The organism is Thauera linaloolentis 47Lol = DSM 12138, from assembly GCF_000310205.1.
Taxonomy (GTDB): domain Bacteria; phylum Pseudomonadota; class Gammaproteobacteria; order Burkholderiales; family Rhodocyclaceae; genus Thauera; species Thauera linaloolentis.
On sequence record NZ_AMXE01000008.1, the window covers coordinates 32315 to 49426 of the forward strand.

The 17112-nt window shown below is 69.1% G+C and carries 18 protein-coding genes; 6 read left to right on the forward strand and 12 right to left on the reverse strand.

Annotation, left to right across the window (positions count from 1 at the left end; genetic code table 11):
• The first annotated feature begins 162 nt into the window (after positions 1-162).
• The 5 genes from C666_RS04175 to C666_RS04195 all read left to right on the forward strand — a co-directional run bounded on the left by C666_RS04175 (position 163) and on the right by C666_RS04195 (position 4829).
• Positions 163-1323, forward strand: a complete 1161-nt coding sequence (locus C666_RS04175; protein ID WP_004334164.1) for an ABC transporter substrate-binding protein — start codon at positions 163-165, stop codon at positions 1321-1323.
• An 85-nt stretch (positions 1324-1408) separates the two neighbouring features.
• The gene (locus C666_RS04180; RefSeq protein ID WP_004334166.1) at positions 1409-2329 is read left to right on the forward strand and encodes a branched-chain amino acid ABC transporter permease; all 921 of its coding nucleotides are present in this window, start codon (positions 1409-1411) and stop codon (positions 2327-2329) included.
• An 84-nt stretch (positions 2330-2413) separates the two neighbouring features.
• Positions 2414-3370, forward strand: coding sequence for a branched-chain amino acid ABC transporter permease (locus C666_RS04185; protein WP_004334168.1), 957 nt, complete (start codon positions 2414-2416; stop codon positions 3368-3370).
• Complete coding sequence (locus C666_RS04190) at positions 3367-4116, forward strand: ABC transporter ATP-binding protein (RefSeq protein WP_004334170.1); 750 nt, start codon at positions 3367-3369, stop codon at positions 4114-4116. The genes C666_RS04185 and C666_RS04190 overlap by 4 nt, the downstream gene beginning before the upstream one ends.
• Entirely contained in the window at positions 4113-4829 is a 717-nt protein-coding gene (locus C666_RS04195; protein ID WP_004334171.1) for an ABC transporter ATP-binding protein, read from the forward strand. Before C666_RS04190 ends, C666_RS04195 begins: the two co-directional genes overlap by 4 nt.
• A gap of 180 nt (positions 4830-5009) precedes the next feature.
• On the opposite strand, the gene C666_RS04200 is transcribed toward C666_RS04195, so the two are convergent.
• From C666_RS04200 to C666_RS04255, 12 genes are all read right to left on the reverse strand, one after another.
• The gene (locus tag C666_RS04200) at positions 5010-5966 is read right to left on the reverse strand and encodes a prenyltransferase (protein ID WP_004334173.1); all 957 of its coding nucleotides are present in this window, start codon (positions 5964-5966) and stop codon (positions 5010-5012) included.
• 79 nt (positions 5967-6045) lie between these two features.
• Positions 6046-7500 (reverse strand): ribonuclease G, encoded by a 1455-nt coding sequence (gene rng, locus C666_RS04205; RefSeq protein WP_004334175.1) that lies wholly within the window; start codon positions 7498-7500, stop codon positions 6046-6048.
• A 129-nt stretch (positions 7501-7629) separates the two neighbouring features.
• Complete coding sequence (locus C666_RS04210) at positions 7630-8241, reverse strand: Maf family protein (protein WP_004334177.1); 612 nt, start codon at positions 8239-8241, stop codon at positions 7630-7632.
• Positions 8242-8261: 20 nt separating this feature from the next.
• On the reverse strand, positions 8262-8732 hold the full coding sequence (gene rlmH / locus C666_RS04215; RefSeq protein ID WP_004334179.1) for a 23S rRNA (pseudouridine(1915)-N(3))-methyltransferase RlmH: 471 nt from the start codon (positions 8730-8732) through the stop codon (positions 8262-8264).
• A 1-nt stretch (position 8733) separates the two neighbouring features.
• Positions 8734-9096, reverse strand: coding sequence for a ribosome silencing factor (rsfS, locus tag C666_RS04220; protein ID WP_004334181.1), 363 nt, complete (start codon positions 9094-9096; stop codon positions 8734-8736).
• A 92-nt stretch (positions 9097-9188) separates the two neighbouring features.
• Positions 9189-9875, reverse strand: coding sequence for a nicotinate-nucleotide adenylyltransferase (gene nadD, locus C666_RS04225; RefSeq protein WP_004334184.1), 687 nt, complete (start codon positions 9873-9875; stop codon positions 9189-9191).
• Positions 9865-10680: a BPSS1780 family membrane protein gene (locus C666_RS04230; RefSeq protein ID WP_004334186.1), complete on the reverse strand. Its 816-nt coding sequence runs from the start codon at positions 10678-10680 to the stop codon at positions 9865-9867. Before C666_RS04230 ends, nadD begins: the two co-directional genes overlap by 11 nt.
• A 12-nt stretch (positions 10681-10692) precedes the next feature.
• Positions 10693-11472 carry a BPSS1780 family membrane protein gene (locus C666_RS04235; protein ID WP_004334188.1) on the reverse strand — a complete coding sequence of 260 codons (780 nt, stop codon included), beginning with the start codon at positions 11470-11472 and terminating at the stop codon, positions 10693-10695.
• Positions 11469-12425, reverse strand: a complete 957-nt coding sequence (locus tag C666_RS04240) for a homoserine kinase (protein ID WP_004334190.1) — start codon at positions 12423-12425, stop codon at positions 11469-11471. Before C666_RS04240 ends, C666_RS04235 begins: the two co-directional genes overlap by 4 nt.
• A 32-nt stretch (positions 12426-12457) precedes the next feature.
• Positions 12458-13039 (reverse strand): DNA-deoxyinosine glycosylase, encoded by a 582-nt coding sequence (locus tag C666_RS04245; RefSeq protein WP_004334191.1) that lies wholly within the window; start codon positions 13037-13039, stop codon positions 12458-12460.
• Positions 13036-13356 carry a DUF2782 domain-containing protein gene (locus tag C666_RS04250; RefSeq protein ID WP_004334193.1) on the reverse strand — a complete coding sequence of 107 codons (321 nt, stop codon included), beginning with the start codon at positions 13354-13356 and terminating at the stop codon, positions 13036-13038. The genes C666_RS04245 and C666_RS04250 overlap by 4 nt, the downstream gene beginning before the upstream one ends.
• Positions 13357-13425: 69 nt before the next feature.
• Complete coding sequence (locus tag C666_RS04255) at positions 13426-14151, reverse strand: LOG family protein (protein WP_004334194.1); 726 nt, start codon at positions 14149-14151, stop codon at positions 13426-13428.
• A gap of 50 nt (positions 14152-14201) precedes the next feature.
• Between C666_RS04255 and polA the strand changes: the two genes are divergently transcribed.
• Positions 14202-16952 carry a DNA polymerase I gene (polA, locus tag C666_RS04260; protein ID WP_004334196.1) on the forward strand — a complete coding sequence of 917 codons (2751 nt, stop codon included), beginning with the start codon at positions 14202-14204 and terminating at the stop codon, positions 16950-16952.
• The last annotated feature ends 160 nt before the right edge of the window (positions 16953-17112 follow it).

Below are 17112 nucleotides of genomic sequence, written 5' to 3' on the forward strand. Positions count from 1 at the left end.
GGTGTGTAATGTCTGGCATCCTCGCGGGGTTTTCTTCTGCCGGCCACTGCGCTCGGGCTAGAATCTGGCCCGTTCGCGCGATTGCGCCCCGCTTGCACCGGCTTTTTCCGCGCAGGCTTGGCGCCGTGCCCGCCCTGTCGAAAAAATCGAGGAGACTCCCGCATGCCGCAGATGAAGTTTCTGGCCGCCGCCCTGGCGCTGTGTGCCGCCGCCGCCGGCCACGCCGCCGACATCAAGGTCGGCATCGCGCTGGACATTTCCGGCCCGTTCTCGGCGCTGGGCGCAGAGGCGCGCGACGGTTTCGAACTGGCGATCGAGAAGCTGGGCGGCAAACTCGGCGGCCAGCCGGCGGAGTTCCTGCGCACCGACTTCGGCGGCAGCCCCGAGCAGGCGAACCAGCTTGTCGCCCGCTACCTGCAGCGCGACAAGATCGACTTCTTCACCGGCCCGATCGGCTCGAACGCCGCGCTTGCGGTCGGCCCCGCCCTGTTCGCCGCCAAGGTGCCCTATCTGTCGAGCAATCCCGGTCCCAGCGCGTATGCCGGCGACAAGTGCAATCCGTACTTCTTCGCCCAGTACCAGAACGACACCTACGACGAGGCCGCCGGCAAGGTCGCCAACGAAAAGGGCTACGAGAACGTGGTGCTGATCGCGCCCAACTACCCGGCGGGCAAGGACCACCTCAACGGCTTCAAGCGCCTGTACGAGGGCGCGGTCAAGGATGAGATCTACACCCGCCTCGGCCAGATCGACTATGCCGCCGAGATCGCGCAGATCCGCGCCGCCAAGCCGGATGCGGTGTTCTTCTTCCTGCCCGGCGCGATGGGCATCAACTTCGTCAAGCAGTTCGTCGGCGGCGGCCTGAAGGACGTGCCGCTGATCGCGCCGGGCTTCTCGGCCGACGAGGACGTGATCCAGGCCGTGGGCGAGCCGATGATCGGCCTGCTCAACACCGCGCACTGGACGCACGACCTGCCGGGCGAGGCCAATGCCGCGTTCGTCGCCGCCTTCCGCAAGAAATACGACGGCCGCTATCCCTCGGTGTATGCGGCGATGGCCTACGACACGCTGATGGCGATGGATGCCGCGGTGCGCGACGCCGGCGGCAAGGCCGATGACCGCGAGGCGCTGCTGAAGGCGCTGAAGAAGCCGAGCTTCAAGTCGGTGCGCGGCGACTTCGCCTATGGCGCCAACAACTACCCGGTGCAGAACTACTACCTGCGCGAAGTCGGCAAGGACGCCGACGGCCGGCTGACCAACAAGCTGGTCGGCACCACGCTGGAGAAGCACCAGGACGCCTACGTCGGCGCCTGCAAAATGTAAATTTCGCCTTCCCGCCTTCGGACCTGCGCGCAGGGGGCCTGCGGCACCGCCCCGGCGTGCCGCGGCACGTACTTCCTCATCACCGATGGATGCCATCTTCGTTTTCGAGCAGTTGCTCAATGGCTTGGGCTACGGCCTGATGCTGTTCCTGATCGCCGCCGGTCTGACGCTGGTGTTCGGCATCATGGACACGATGAACCTCGCCCACGGTTCGCTGTACATGGTCGGCGCCTATGTCGCTGCGCGCGTGCACGAGGCCAGCGGCATGTTCGCGCTCGCGGTGCTGGCCGCGGTGTGCGTCACCGTGGCGGTCGCGGCGCTGCTCGAAGTGCTGGTCGTGCGCCGCCTGTACCGGCGCGATCATCTCGTCCAGGTGCTGGCGACCTTCGGCATCATTCTGATCGCCGACGACGCGGTGAAGGCGATCTGGGGTGTCGCGCCGCTGATGGCGACGACGCCCGCCGCGCTCGCCGGGCCGGTGCAGCTTGTCGACGGCCTGCCCTATCCGTCGTATCGCCTGCTGCTGATCGGCGCCGGCCTGCTGGTCGCGCTCGGGCTCTACCTGCTGGTCAACAGGACGCGCATCGGCATGCTGGTGCGCGCCGGCGCTTCGAACCGCCAGATGGCGGAATTCATGGGCGTGCGCGTCGGCGGCGTGTTCGCCTTCGTGTTCGCGCTCGGTGCCGCGCTGGCGGCCCTGGCCGGTGCGCTGATGGCGCCGATCAGTTCGGTGCAGATCGGCATGGGCGAGGCGATCCTGATCCCGGCGCTGGTGGTGATCGTCATCGGCGGCATCGGCTCGATCCGCGGCGCCTTCGTCGCCGCGCTGCTGGTGGGTCTGGTCGACACCGCCGGGCGCGCCTTCCTGCCGCCGGCGCTGCGCGCGGTGCTGCCGCCGTCGGTGGCGGCGGATCTCGGTCCGGCGCTGGCCGGCATCGCCATGTACGTGCTGATGGCGGCCGTGCTGACGCTGAAACCCGCGGGCCTGTTCCCCGCCCGCGCCTGAGACGAGCCCGTGAGCCATCCTGTTTCCGATCCGCCGCGCCTCTCCGTCTCTGCGGCCGGCGGGCGTCCACGGCAGCCCCTTGCCGTGCGCTTCCCGGGCTTCGCGCGCCGCCTGCCCTGGCTGGTACTGGCTTCGCTGGCCTTGTTTCCGCTGCTGGCGCCGGCGCTGGGGCTGGAGTACTACGTCGGCTTCGTGCGCCGTTTGCTGATCGTCGCCATCGCCGCCAGCAGCCTCAACTTCATTCTCGGCTATGGCGGCATGGCCGCGCTCGGCCATGCCGGCTTCATCGGCGTCGGCGCCTACGCCGTCGTCGCACTGGTCGAGGCGGGCTTTTCTTCGGCCTGGCTGGCCTGGGGCGCGGCGCTGGCCGTCGCCGGCGTGTTTGCCGCGCTCATCGGCGCGGTGTCGCTGCGCACGCGCGGGGTGTATTTCATCATGATCACATTGGCTTTCGCGCAGATGCTGTATTACCTGGCGGTGTCGCTGCGCACCTATGGCGGCGATGACGGCTATGGGCTGTACACCCCGCTGCGACTGGGCGCCTGGCTGGACGGCGCGCATCCGGACGTCTTCTACTGGGTCGTGCTGGCGATCGCGGCGCTGGTGTTCGCCGGCTTCAGCCGCGTCGCCCATTCGCGCTACGGCCATGCGCTGCGCGGCATCCGCGACAACGAGACGCGCATGGTCGCGCTCGGCTATCCGGTGTATCGGCTCAAGCTCGCCGGCTTCGTCGCGGCCGGCGCGGTCGCCGGCCTGGCGGGCGGGCTGCTGGCCAGCCACAACGCCTTCGTCAGTCCGTCGATGATGCACTGGACGCAATCCGCGCTGCTGCTGGTGATGGTGATGCTCGGCGGTCTGGGCCGGCGTTGGGGGGCGCCGCTGGGCGTGGCGCTGTGGCTGACGCTGGAAGAGGTGCTGAAGATGCACACCGACTACTGGCACTGGCCGCTCGGCATGTTGCTGCTGCTCGTGGTCTTCCATGCGCCGCAGGGCCTGGCCGCCTTGTTCGAGCGCCGGGGCGGACAGGAGGGTGTCCGATGAGCCTGTTCATGGCCGTGGGCCTGGTCAAGCGCTTCGGCGGCCTGCTTGCCACCGACCATGTGGACCTGGCGGTGGAGCAGGGTGAAATCCATGCCCTGATCGGCCCCAACGGCGCCGGCAAATCGACGCTGGTCAATCTGATCTCCGGCCTGCTGCCGGCCGATGCCGGCCGCATCGTGCTCGACGGCGTCGATCTGACGGGGTTGGCACCGCACCAGCGCGTGCGCCACGGTCTGGCGCGCTGCTTCCAGATCACCAGCGTGTTCCGCAACGATCCGGTGCGCGACAATCTGCTGCTCGCGGTGCAGGCGCAGGCCGGTTCCAGCTTCCACTGCCTGCGGCGGCGCGAGGCCGAGACGGCGCTGATGGATGCGGCGCTGGCGCTGGCGGACAAGACCGGGCTGGCCGAGGTGCTCGACCGCCCCGCCGGCGTGCTGCCGCACGGCATGCAGAAGCGGCTCGACCTCGCGCTGGCGCTGGCGGCGCGTCCCAGGCTGCTGCTGCTCGACGAACCGATGGCCGGCATGGGGCCGGAGGATTCGCTGCAGATGATCGAGCTGATCGGCCGGCTGCGCAGCGAAACCGCGATCCTGTTGATCGAGCACGACATGGACGCGGTGTTCCGGCTCGCCGACCGCATCTCTGTGCTGGTCTATGGGCGGGTGCTGACCTCGGGGGATGCCGCGCACGTCAAAGGGCATGCCGAAGTGCAGTCGGTCTATCTGGGCACCGAGGCACACGCATGAATGCCGTGCCGCTGCTGCGCTGCCGCGGCCTGGAGGCCGGCTACGGCGCCAGCCGGGTGCTGTTCGGGCTCGACTTCGACATCCGGCCGGGCGAGGTGGTGGCGCTGCTCGGCCGCAACGGCATGGGCAAGAGCACCACGATCAAGACCCTGGTCGGCGGCCTGAGGCCGCAGTACGGCGAAATCCTGTTCGATGGCCGGCCCATCCATGCCGCGCGCGCCGACCACATCGCCCGCCTCGGTGTGGCGATCGTGCCCGAGGGCCGGCAGTGTTTTCCGAACCTGACGGTGCGGGAACACCTGGTCGCCTTCGCCGCCCGGCGCAACGGCGCGGCCGAACCGTGGACGCTGGCACGACTGTATGGCTTGTTTCCCCGTCTGGCCGAGCGCGCCGGCCACATGGGCAACCAGCTTTCGGGTGGCGAGCAGCAGATGCTGGCAATCGCGCGGGCGCTGTCGACCAACCCGCGGCTGTTGATCCTCGACGAGGCCACCGAAGGGCTGGCGCCGGTGATCCGCGACGAGATCTGGCGCTGCCTGGCCTTGTTGAAGGCCCAGGGCCAGACCACGCTGGTGGTCGACAAGTACGTGGAAAAGCTGCTGCCGCTGGCCGACCGCGCCCTGATCCTGGAGCGCGGACGCATCGCATGGCAAGGCAGTTCCGCCGCGCTGGATGCGCGGCGGGAGCTGTGGAGCCGCTACCTGGGGGTGTGAGCGGCGCCCCACTCCGTTGGCACCCGGCAACCCCATGGGGGCTTCTCCGGGGCTTCTTGCGGCACCCCGTAGGAGCGAGCGGCTTCAGCCGCGAATGGTGCGTTCGGCGCGCAGACCGTTTCGCGCGCCTGCGGGGACGGATTTCCGGTCCGGGTTGAAGGCGAGGCCATCGGTCGCGGTTCAACTGAATGCCAGCGCGCCAGCCAGGATCAGTCCGTGCAGGTTGGCGGCAAGGATGGTGCGCTTGATGGCCGGGCCGAGTTCGGTGGGGGCGGCGGCGTGCTCCAGCAGCTCGCGCCCGGCCGAGAAGGACAGCACCAGCGTCATTGCCGCGGCGGCGGTCTTTTGCGGCAGCGTGCCGTTGCCGCTCATGCCCACCAGCCAGCCGTAGGCGACGATGGCGATCAGCAGATAGCCCCACTTGGCCACCTGCGGGCCGAGCTTCACCACCAGCGTGTTCTTGCCCGCCGCGGCGTCACCGGCGTGGTCGGGAAACTGGTTGATGAACAGCAGGTTGGCGACGAGCAGCGCATACGACAGGCCGGCGATGGCGGGCAATGCAGCGAAGCTGCCGCGCTGCACGTAGTCGCTGCCGACCACCACCAGCAGCCAGCCGGCGGCGATCGCCAGTTCGCCCAGGCCGCGGCTCATCAGCTTGAGCGGCGGCGCGGAGTAGGCCCAGCCGGCGAACAGCCCGCCGGCGCCGATCAGCAGCAGGCCCGGCCCCGCCTGCCAGGCCAGCCACAGCCCGGCCGGGATCACCGCCGCCAGCAGGGCATGGCCGAAACGTCCTGCCTGGGCGGCGGTCAGCACGCCGTTCTGGATGAAGCGGCTACCGCCGGTGAAGGGGTGCAGGCGCTCGGTGTTGGCCGCGTCCGCGCCGCTCAGCGCGTCGTGGTAGTCGTTGACGACGTTGACGCCGGCATGGGCGACGAGGGCGAACAGGACGGTGATGACGGCCGTTGCCGCATCGATGCCGGCGCCGCTGCGCCAGGCGCTGGCCAGCCCGATCAGGCAGGCCACCAGCGTCACCGACAGGAAGGCGGGCCGGGTCGCGGCGAAGTAGCGCGCGAAGGCGCCGGCGAAGCGGCCGGGATGCGGCTCGGCCGGGTGTGGGCGGGGCGTCGGCCGGCTCACCGGGCTGCCCTCCGGCCGCTGGCGCGAGCACCTGCGCGGAGGAGGAGGGTGCCGCCTTCGGGCGGCCGGGCGACGGTGCTCACAGCAGCACGATGTCGTACTGTTCCTGCGTGTAGCTGGATTCGGCGTGCAGCGAGATCTTCTTGCCGATGAAGTCCGACAGCATTGCCAGCGACTGGCTTTCCTCGTCCAGGAACAGGTCGATCACGTCCGGCGCGGCGAGCACGCGGAACTCCCTGGCATTGAACTGGCGCGCCTCGCGCAGCAGTTCGCGCAGGATCTCGTAGGCCACGGTACGCGCGGTCTTGACCTCGCCGCGGCCGCCGCAGGTGGGGCAGGACTCGCACAGCAGGTGGGCGAGGGATTCGCGCGTGCGTTTGCGCGTCATTTCCACCAGGCCGAGCGCGGTGAAGCCGTTGATGCTCATCTTGGTGTGGTCGCGCGACAGCGCCTTGCGGAACTCGTCGAGCACCATTTCGCGGTGCTCGGTGTTCTCCATGTCGATGAAATCGATGATGATGATGCCGCCCAGGTTGCGCAGCCGCAGCTGGCGGGCGATGGCCTGGGTGGCTTCGAGATTGGTCTTGAAGATGGTGTCGTCGAAGTTGCGCGCGCCGACGAAGCCGCCGGTGTTCACATCCACCGTGGTCATCGCCTCGGTCTGGTCGATGATCAGGTAGCCGCCCGACTTCAGGTCCACGCGGCGGGCGAGCGCCTTCTGGATTTCTTCCTCGACGTTGTAGAGCTCGAACAGCGGGCGTTCGCCGGCATAGTGTTCGAGCAGCGGCAGCACCTTGGGCGTGTATTCCTCGGCGAAGGCGGTGAGCTTCTGGAAGTTCTCCCGCGAGTCGACGCGGATGCGCGTGGTTTCCTCGTTGGCGAGGTCGCGCAGCGCGCGCTGGCCCAGGCCGAGGTCTTCGTGCAGCAACTGGGGCGGGAACAGACCGGCGGTGCTGTTGCCGATCTCGCCCCACAGCTTGCGCAGGTAGGCGATGTCGGCGCCGAGCTCGGCGTCGGAGGCTGATTCGGCCATCGTGCGCACGATGAAGCCGCCGGGCTCGTCGGCGGGCACCAACGCGCTCAGCCGGTCGCGCAGGGCGATGCGCTCGGCTTCGTCCTCGATGCGCTGCGAAATGCCGATGTGCTTTTCCTGCGGCAGGTAGACCAGCAGGCGGCCAGCCAGGCTGATCTGCGTCGACAGCCGCGCGCCCTTGGTGCCGATCGGATCCTTCAGCACCTGCACCATCAGGCTCTGGCCTTCGGCCAGGATGCGTTCGATGGGGCGTGCGGGCTCGCCGTTCTGGCGGTCGCTCCAGATGTCGGCGACGTGGAGGAAGGCGGTGCGCTCCAGGCCGATGTCGATGAAGGCCGACTGCATGCCGGGCAGCACGCGCACGACCTTGCCCAGATACACGTTGCCGACGATGCCGCGGCTGGCGGTGCGTTCGACGTGGAGCTCCTGCACCACGCCCTGCTCGATGATCGCGACCCGCGTTTCCTGCGGAGTGAAGTTGATGAGGAATTCGATGCTCATGAAAGCCTGCGTCAATGGGAAATGCGCAAGGACGGCCCGCCTTTCCTGCCGGGGCTGCCCTTGCGTATTGCTCATCCATCAGGGCTCGATCATCGGCAAGCCCGTATTTCCTACGGTGAATTGCGCGGGTTACAGAGGATAGCCGAAGGCCCCGAGCAGTTGCGCGGTTTCGAACAGCGGCAGGCCCATGATCCCCGAGTGGCTGCCGTGGATCTCCTCGATGAAGATCGCGGCCTTGCCCTGGATGCCGTAGGCGCCGGCCTTGTCCATCGGTTCGCCGGTGGCGACGTAATGGCGGATTTCGAGGTCGGAGAGCACGCGGAACTTCACCGTGTTCACCGACAGCTTGCTGCGCGTGCGTTCGCCGTCGCTGACCGCCAGCGCGGTCAGCACGCGGTGGCTGCGGCCGGACAGGCGGCGCAGGATGGTGTGGGCATCGGCCGTATCGACCGGCTTGCCGATGATCTCGCCATCCAGCTCCAGCGTCGTGTCGGCCGCCAGCACCGGGTGGCGCAGCATCTTGCGCCACTGGATGCGGCGCATGCCGGCCTGGGCCTTGGTCAGCGCGAGGCGTTCGACGTAGCGTTCGACGCCTTCGCCGGAGAGCGGGGTTTCATCGACGTCGGCGTCGTCGCCGCGCTCGCCGCTGCGGAAGGTCAGGACGTCGAACTGCACGCCGATCTGGCGCAGCAGTTCGCGCCGGCGCGGGCTCTTGGAGGCAAGGTAGATGCGGGAAGTCATCGGCGGCAGAAAAGGCAGGCTTATTCGCGGTGGTAGGGGTGGTTGCGCAGCACGGTCCATGCGCGGTACAGCGCCTCGGCCAGCAGCGGGCGCACCAGGGCGTGCGGCAGGGTCAGGCTGGAGAGCCGGATCGACTCGTGGGCCGTGGCCTTGAAGGCCGGCGCCAGCCCGTCCGGGCCGCCGACGACCAGCGCCACGTCCTGGCCTTCGCCCTGCCAGGCTTCAAGCTTGCGCGACAGCGCCAGGGTGCTCAGGTCGGCGCCGCGCTCGTCGAGGATGACGCGGCGGCAGCGTGGCGGCAGCGCGGCTTCGATGCGTGCGGCCTCGGCCGTCATCATCGCTTCCACCGTTTTGCCGCTGGCGCGCGGCTCGGCTTTGACCTCGACCAGTTGCAGCGGCAGTTCGCGCGGCATGCGCCGGGCGAATTCGTCGAAGCCGGCCTCGACCCAGGACGGCATGCGGTGGCCCACGGCGACGACGAAGAGTCTCAACTCACTTGCCTGCTGTGGCGTGCGCCGGCTTGCGCGAGGCGGGCGCGGTGTTCCACAGCTCCTCCAGGCGGTAGTGGGCGCGGATGGCGGGCTGCATGATGTGGACCACGATGCTGCCGAGGTCGACCAGTACCCATTCGCCGCCGTCCTCGCCTTCGATGCTGAGGACGTCGGCGCCGGCTTCGCGTGCCTTGTCATGCACGTTGCGGGCGAGGGCGCGGGTCTGGCGGCTGGATTCCGCGCTGGCGACGACGATGCGGTCGAACAGCGGCGTATTGCGTGAGGTGTCGATGACTTCGATGTCGCGCGCCTTGATGTCTTCGAGGGCGGAAACGACGAGCTGCTGCAGGGCGGGAGTATCCATCAAAGGGCGGTCTGTCCAGGTGGGTGGCGGCGCGGCGGCGGCCGGAAAGGGGAAAACGAAAGGGGAAAACAAAAGGGCTTCATGTCCGCACGTCAGCGGTAAAGCCCATGCGCCCCAATATAGTCGAGAACCGAATCGGGCAGCAAATAGCGCGCGCTGTGGCCGTGGCCGATGAGGTCGCGGATCAGCGACGCCGAAATGGCCAGCGGCGTCATGTCGAAAGGAATGACGCGGCCCGCGGGGGCGGCGCGCAGGTCCGCGGGGTCGGACGTATGGCGGTCCTGGCACAGCGCGGCGAGTTCCGGCGACAGCGTGGCGGGCCAGCGGCGGGCGTGGGGCGCATAGCCGGGGCGGTTGGCGATGGCGATGTGGGTGAGCGCGAACAGTTCCTGCCAGCGGTGCCACCCCGGCAGGCCCTCGAAGGCATCTGCGCCGAGGATCAGCACCAGCGGGCGTCGCGGGCCGAGTTCCGCGCGCAGGCGTTCGAGTGTCGGCACGGTATAGCTCTTCTGCCGGGCGCGCACTTCGCCGTCGTCGATTTCGAGCCCCGGGTTGCCGGCCGTGGCGAGGTGGGCCATGGCCAGGCGGTCGTCGGCGGTGCTGCCGGGTTCGCCACGATGCGGCGGCCGGCCCGCGGGGATGAGGCGCACGCATTCCAGCGCCAGGGTTTCGCGTGCTTCTTCCGCCAGGCGCAGATGGCCGAGGTGGATCGGGTCGAAGGTGCCGCCGAGCAGGCCGATGGGGCGGAGCGGAGCGGCGTCCGCGCGTTCAGCGGCCATTGCCGAGGTCCGCCGGCGGGTTGGCGGGCGGATGCCCTGCCCGTGCGCTACCGTCCCCGGGCAGTCCGAAGACGTCGCGTGTATTTGCGTAGAAGCTGGCGAACAGCACCGGTACCAGCACCAGCGGCAGCGGGAAGGAGGTGAGCGTGGCCAGCATGGGCGAGACCATGCCCAGCACGCCGATGATCAGGCCGGGCAGGAAGGCGCCGAACAGCAGCACGCCGATCGAATAGGCGAGGAAGGGGCGCCAGTTGCGCAGGCAGGCGTAGAAGCTGAAGAACATCGCCTTTGCCGCGGGAAGCTTCCACCACGCGGCCAGCATCGGCGCGAACCAGTAGGCCATCATCAGCGGCGTGGACAGCAGCATGGCCACCAGCAGCGTGAAGCCGAGGTTGGAATCGGCCATGACGGCTTCGTCGATTTCGCCGCCGCGCATGATTTCCGCCAGCGTGCCGTCGTCCACCATCGACACCAGCAGCAGCACGACGATGGAGCCGGCCAGGTAGAGGCCGCCGATGGCGAGCAGCGCGGGCAGGTTGGTGCGAAAGCCGGAGAACAGTACGTCCGGCCCCGTCTTGCGTCCGGCCTCGACCGCGCGGCAGGCGTTGAGCACGCCGACCGACAGCGCCGGCATGATCAAGGAGGCGGCGATCTGGCCGATGAACGGAAACAGGCTGACGAGCAGCAGCGTGAGCAGGTAGCCGAAGGCGGCGAAGGTGATCAGCGCGGGGCTCCTGCGCCACAGTTGCAGGCCTTCGCGCAGCCAGTTCCAGCCGCGTGACGAGGGAAGCGTTCTTGCTTGCATGAGGGTGGATCTTCAGTTCGGGTTGGCGCCGTCGGCTGGTTCAGGCAGCACGGGCAGCAGGGGGGCGAAGGTTTCCTTCCAGGCCGCGTACAGCGCGCCGGCGATCACCGGCAACAGTGCCAGCATGCCCAGTCCGGCGGGAATCAGCGCCACCCATGCGAGCACGTAGAGCAGCGCGGCGAGCACGATGAAGGCGAGCAGGTTGTGGAAGCAGGCGCGGGCCGACAGCATCATCGCGTCGAGCGGCGCGACGTCGTGCAGCATCACCAGCGCGGGGGCGAACCACAGCGCCATCATCAGCAGCGCCCACAGCACGGTGAATACCAGCACGCCGAACATCATGCCGCCCGCGGCCATGCCCGCGCCCGGGACGCTGCCGACGACCATGCCGGCCAGCACCGCGCTGCTGCCGATCGCGGCGGCGATCAGGGCCGCCAGCAGGGCGCCCAGCAAGTGGAAGGTGCCCACCAGCAGCAGGTTGCCGGCATGGCGGCGGATGCCGTCGAAGAGGTGGCCGACGTGCAGCGCTTCGCCGCGGTCGAGCACCTGGGCGCCGGACAGCATGCCCGCGATCAGCAGCGGCAGCGCGATTGGCGCCGCGGCCCAGCCGAGGATGGGCAGCATGCCCAGCGCGGCGAGGATGATGAAGAAGATGAAGGCCTGCAGCGCCCAGATGACGGGGGCCTTCATGAACAGCCGCCAGCCGTCGGCGAGCCATTGCAGGGCATGGCCGGGGGCGACGTCGCCGGGGGCGGGCGGAGGGGGATGGCGGGGGCGGCGGGATATGTTCATCGTGGCAGGGGCGGCACGCCCGCGGCCCGCAGGCGCAGGATGTCGCGGTATTCGTCCGGGTCTTTCACCAGCACCATCTCGCCGCTGCGGGGGCGGTGAAAATCGGCCGCGCGCGATAGCCAGAAGCGCAGCGCGGCGGCGCGCAGCATGGCCGGCCAGGCGGCGTGTTCGTCGGCGCCGAAGGGACGCTCGGCATGATAGGCGTCGAGCAGGGCGCGGGTGCGCGCCGGGTCGAGCTGGCCGTCGGCTTGCGTACACCAGTCGTTGACGGTGACGGCGACGTCGAACAGCAGGGCGTCGAAGCCGGCGAAGTAGAAATCGATGACGCCGCCGATGTGCGGCGTGCCGTCCTCGTCCCGGTCCCACAGCACGTTGTCGCGGAAGAGGTCGGCGTGGATCGCGCCCGCGGGCAGGGCGGTGGCGTCCACCGTGGCCTGGAAGGCGAGTTCGGCGTCGAGCAGGGCCTGCTCGCCTGCCGGCAGGAAGGGGCGCACGGCCTGCGCGGTGGCGTCGCGCCAGCCCGCGCCGCGCGGGTTTTCCTGGCGGCGGCCGTAGGACTGGCCGGCCAGGTGCAGGCCGGCGAGCATGGCGCCGACTTTCTCGCAGTGCGTGATGCCGGGCTGCATCTCGGACCCCCCCGACAGGCGCACGACCAGCGCGGCGGGGCGGTCCTGCAGCGTGCCGAGGTATTCGTTGTCGCGGTTAGCGATCGGGCCGGGCACCGGCAGGCCGTGGCGCGACAGGTGCGCCATCAGGTGCAGGTAGTAGGGCAGCTCGGCGCGCGGCATGTCTTCGAACAGCGTCAGCACGTAGCGGCCGAGCGTGGTGGTGACGAAGAAGTTGCTGTTCTGCACGCCGGCCGAAATGCCCTTCAGCTCCACCAGCCGGCCGATGGCGTAGCCTTTCAGCCAGTCGGCGAGGACGGGTTCGGGAACGGGGGTGAAGACGGACATGCGGGGGCTCCAGAGCTTGCTGCGCGGGCGCTTCAGGCTGCCTGCGCGGCAGCGGAGGGAAGGGTGAGGGGCGTGGAGGCGCCGCTGGCCGAAGCGGCGGCCTGGCGCACTGCCTGCCAGGCGGCAAGCTTGGCCTCGGGGCCAAGCGCGGCATGCGCCGGGCTGGTCGAGGGCAGGCGGGTGAACTGCAGCCCGGACGGCAGCGCGACACGGTTCAGCACGTGGCGGCGGAAAGACGTTTCGGCGGTGGTGCCGTTGAAGAACACATGGCCGATCGCCGGGCTTTCGCGGAACAGGCGGGCGAAGTCGTTTGCCTCGATGCTGGCGGGGGTGATGGCGCTGTCGAGGCTGCCGCTGCGTTCGCAGGCGGCGATGACGTCCCACAGCGCGACGCCGGCCGCATTCAGCCGCGCCAGGCGTTCGGCGTAGGGCAGGGCGGGGCCGGCGCCGAACAGCGCGCCCATGATCGGCCAGAAGGCGTTGCGCGGATGGGCGTAATACTGCGCGGCGGCGAGCGAGGCCGCGCCCGGCATGCTGCCGAGCACCAGCACCCGCGCGTCGGTGCGGGCCGCCGGCGCGAAGCTGAACAGGCGGGGCGCCGCGGCCGTGCTCACCAGGACTTGATCACCCACATCGGCACCGCCAGGCTGGGGAGGGCGTCCTCGCGCACCATCTGGCCGTTGCCTTCCTTGTCGATCAGGTAATAGGGCACGCCATGCAGCGGCGTCACCTTGACCATGTAGAGCTGGCCGCGGATGCGGTACTCGGTGACGGTGTCCTCGCCGCGCTGGATGATGGTGACCTCGGGTTCTTCGACCACGCCTTCGCCCGGCATGGGCGGCGGCTCGGGGATCGGTTCGAGGGCGGGGGGCTGCTGGGCGTAGGCCGGCATGGCGGCGGCGAGCAGCAGGGCGATCAGGGTGCGGCGCATGGTGTTCTCCTGGAGATGCGGTGATTCTATCCGTTTGGGCGGCAGGCTGCTGCCGTGGGCGGGGCCGCCTTACAGGTTCAGCATCATGTCGTGTTCCGCGGGCAGGGGCTGGAAGCCGCGCCGCTCGTAGTGCTTGAAGATCGCCTCGACGACGTCCTCGGGCCTGTCGATGACCTGCACCAGGTCGAGATCCTCGGGGTTGATCATGCCGTCGGCGACGAGGCGGTCGCGGAACCAGTCGAGCAGGCCCTGCCAGAAGGGGCCGTGCACCAGGATGATGGGGATCTTCTGGCTCTTCTTGGTCTGGATCAGGGTCATCGCCTCGAGCAGTTCGTCGAGCGTGCCGAAGCCGCCGGGCATGACCACATAGGCGGCGGCGAACTTCACGAACATGAACTTGCGCGCGAAGAAGTGGCGGAAAGTCTGCGAGATATCCTGGTAGGGGTTGGCGCTCTGTTCCAGCGGCAACTGGATGTTCAGCCCCACCGACGGGCTCTTGCCGAAGAAGGCGCCCTTGTTGGCTGCCTCCATGATGCCCGGCCCGCCGCCGGAAATGACGGTGAAGCCCGAATCGGACAGCAGGCGCGCGATCTGTTCGGTGAGCATGTAATACGTGTGGTCCGGCGGCGTGCGCGCGCTGCCGAAGATCGACACTGCGGGGCGGATCGCGGCCAGGCGGTCGGTTGCCTCCACGAACTCTGCCATAATTCCGAAGATACGCCAGGATTCGCGCGCGTTGTAGCGCGGCGCGGAAGCGTCTGGCTCGCTGCGGGGGAGTTTGTCTTTCGCGGTCATGTTGTTGTTCTCGTGTTGTTGTCCGGCCCCGTTCCCGAGGATTGTCCAGAATGCCGACCCTGCTGCTCGTCGATGGCTCCAGCTATCTCTATCGCGCCTTCCATGCGCTGCCCGATCTGCGCAATTCGCAGGGCGAGCCGACGGGGGCGATACGAGGGGTGCTGTCGATGCTACGTCGGCTGGAAAGCGACTACAAGGCGGAATTTCGCGCCTGCGTGTTCGACGCCAAGGGCAAGACCTTCCGCGACGACTGGTATCCCGAATACAAGGCGCAGCGCCCGCCGATGCCCGACGACCTGCGCGCGCAGATCGCGCCGCTGCACGAGGCGGTGCAGGCCGAAGGCTGGCCGCTGCTGTCGGTCGAGGGCGTCGAGGCCGACGACGTCATCGGCACGCTGACCCGCCAGGCGCTGGAGCGCGGCTGGGAAGTGGTCATCTCGACCGGCGACAAGGACTTGACCCAGCTCGTGCGCCCCGGCGTGCAATGGGTCAACACCATGAGCGAGGAAGTGCTGGACCCGGCCGGCGTCGAAGCCAAGTTCGGCGTGCCGCCCGAGCGCATCGTCGACTACCTGGCGCTGGTCGGCGATACCGTGGACAACGTGCCGGGCGTGGAAAAATGCGGCCCCAAGACCGCGCTGAAGTGGCTGGCCGAATATGGCGACCTGGATACGCTGATCGCCAACGCCGACAAGGTCGGCGGCAAGGTCGGCGAGAACCTGCGCAGGCATCTGGACTTCCTGCCGCTGGGGCGCAGGCTGGTGACGGTGGCGACCGACGTCGAATTGCCGGTGGCGGTGGACGAACTGCCCGCGCGCGGCGACGACAAGGCGGCGCTGCGCGCGCTGTACGAGCGCTTCGAGTTCCGCTCGTGGCTGAAGGACCTCGACGCCGGAGCCGCCAGTGTCGCCGAATCGAAAGCCGCCACCGACGCGCGCCGCTTCGCCCCGGATGAGGACGGAAAGGGCACGGAGCCGGCCGACCCCGGCGCCCATCGCGGCAACTACGCCGCGATCCTCGACTGGCCGGCGTTCGACGCCTGGCTGGACCGGATCACCGCGTCCGGGCTGACCGCCTTCGACACCGAGACCACCAGCCTCGACCCGATGGCGGCGCAACTGGTCGGGATGTCCTTCGCCGTCGAGACGGGCGAGGCCGCCTACCTGCCGCTGGCGCACCGCGGCGCCGAAGCGCCCGGGCAACTGCCGCTGGCCGAGGTGCTGGACAAGCTGCGGCCCTGGCTGGAGTCCGACGCCCACGCCAAGCTCGGCCAGAACCTGAAGTACGACGCCCATGTGCTCGCCAACCACGGCATCGCGCTGCGCGGCATCGCCCACGACACCCTGCTCGAATCCTACGTGCTGGAAAGCGACCGGCCGCACGACATGGATTCGCTCGCCAAGCGCCATCTCGGCCTGACGACGATTCCCTACACCGAGGTCTGCGGCAAGGGCGCCAAGCAGATCGGCTTCGATGAAGTGGCGGTCGAGCGTGCCACCGAATACGCCGCCGAGGACGCCGACGTCACGCTGCGCCTGCACCGCCACCTGTGGCCGCGGCTCGAAGCCGAGCCCGCGCTCGCCGCGCTGTACCGCGACATCGAACTGCCGGTGCTGTCCGTGCTGCAGCAGATGGAACGCAACGGCGTGCTGATCGATCCCTTCCTGCTCAGCCAGCACTCCGAGGAACTCGGCCGCCGCCTGCACGCACTCGAACTGCAGGCGCACGAACTGGCCGGCCAGCCCTTCAACCTCGGCTCGCCCAAGCAACTCGGCGAAATCCTGTTCGGCAAGCTCGGCCTGCCGGTGGTCAAGAAGACCGCCACCGGCCAGCCTTCCACCGACGAGGAAGTGCTGGAAAAGCTCGCCGACGACTACCCGCTGCCCAAGCTGCTGCTGGAGCACCGCAGCCTGGCCAAGCTCAAGAGCACCTACGCCGACAAGCTGCCGCGCATGGTCAACCCGCGTACCGGCCGGGTGCATACCAGCTTCTCGCAGGCCACCGCCGTCACCGGGCGGTTGTCGAGTTCCGAGCCCAACCTGCAGAACATCCCGATCCGCACGCCCGAAGGGCGCCGTATCCGCGCCGCCTTCATCGCCCCGCGCGGACACCTGATCGTGTCCGCCGACTATTCGCAGGTCGAACTGCGCATCATGGCCCACCTGTCGGGCGACGCCCGCCTGCTGGAGGCTTTCGCCCGCGGCGAGGACGTGCACCGCGCCACCGCCGGCGAAGTCTTCGGCGTGCCGCCGGCGGAGGTCAGCAGCGAGCAGCGCCGCTACGCCAAGGTCATCAACTTCGGCCTCATCTACGGCATGAGCGCGCACGGTCTGGCGAAGAACCTCGGCATCGAGCGCGCCGCCGCCCAGGGCTGGATCGACCGCTATTTTGCGCGCTATCCCGGCGTCGCCGACTACATGGAGCGGACCCGCGTCGAGGCGCGCGACAAGGGCTACGTCGAGACCGTGTTCGGCCGCCGCCTCTACCTGCCCGACATCCGCGCCGCCCAGGTCGGCCGCCGCCAGGCCGCCGAGCGCGCGGCGATCAACGCGCCCATGCAGGGCACGGCCGCCGACCTGATCAAGAAGGCGATGATCGCCACCCGCGACTGGCTGGCCGAGACCGGGCTGCAATCGAAGCTGGTGTTGCAGGTGCACGACGAACTGGTGCTTGAAGCGCCCGAGGCCGAACTGGAAACCATCCGCGCCGAACTGCCCCGGCTGATGGGCGGCGTTGCGCAGTTGAGGGTGCCGCTGCTGGTGGAAGTGGGCGCGGGCGACAACTGGGACGAGGCACACTGAGCGCACTGCCCGCTTTTTTCGCCGTACTAGCTGTTTTCCCGCAGGCGCGGCTTCAGCCGCGAACAGAGCTGCGATGCGGCTTCCAGGGCTGCTGCCGCGGCCAAAGCCGTTCCTGCGGGGACACGGGGCTTGAGTGAATCAATCGCCCTGATAGCCGGCC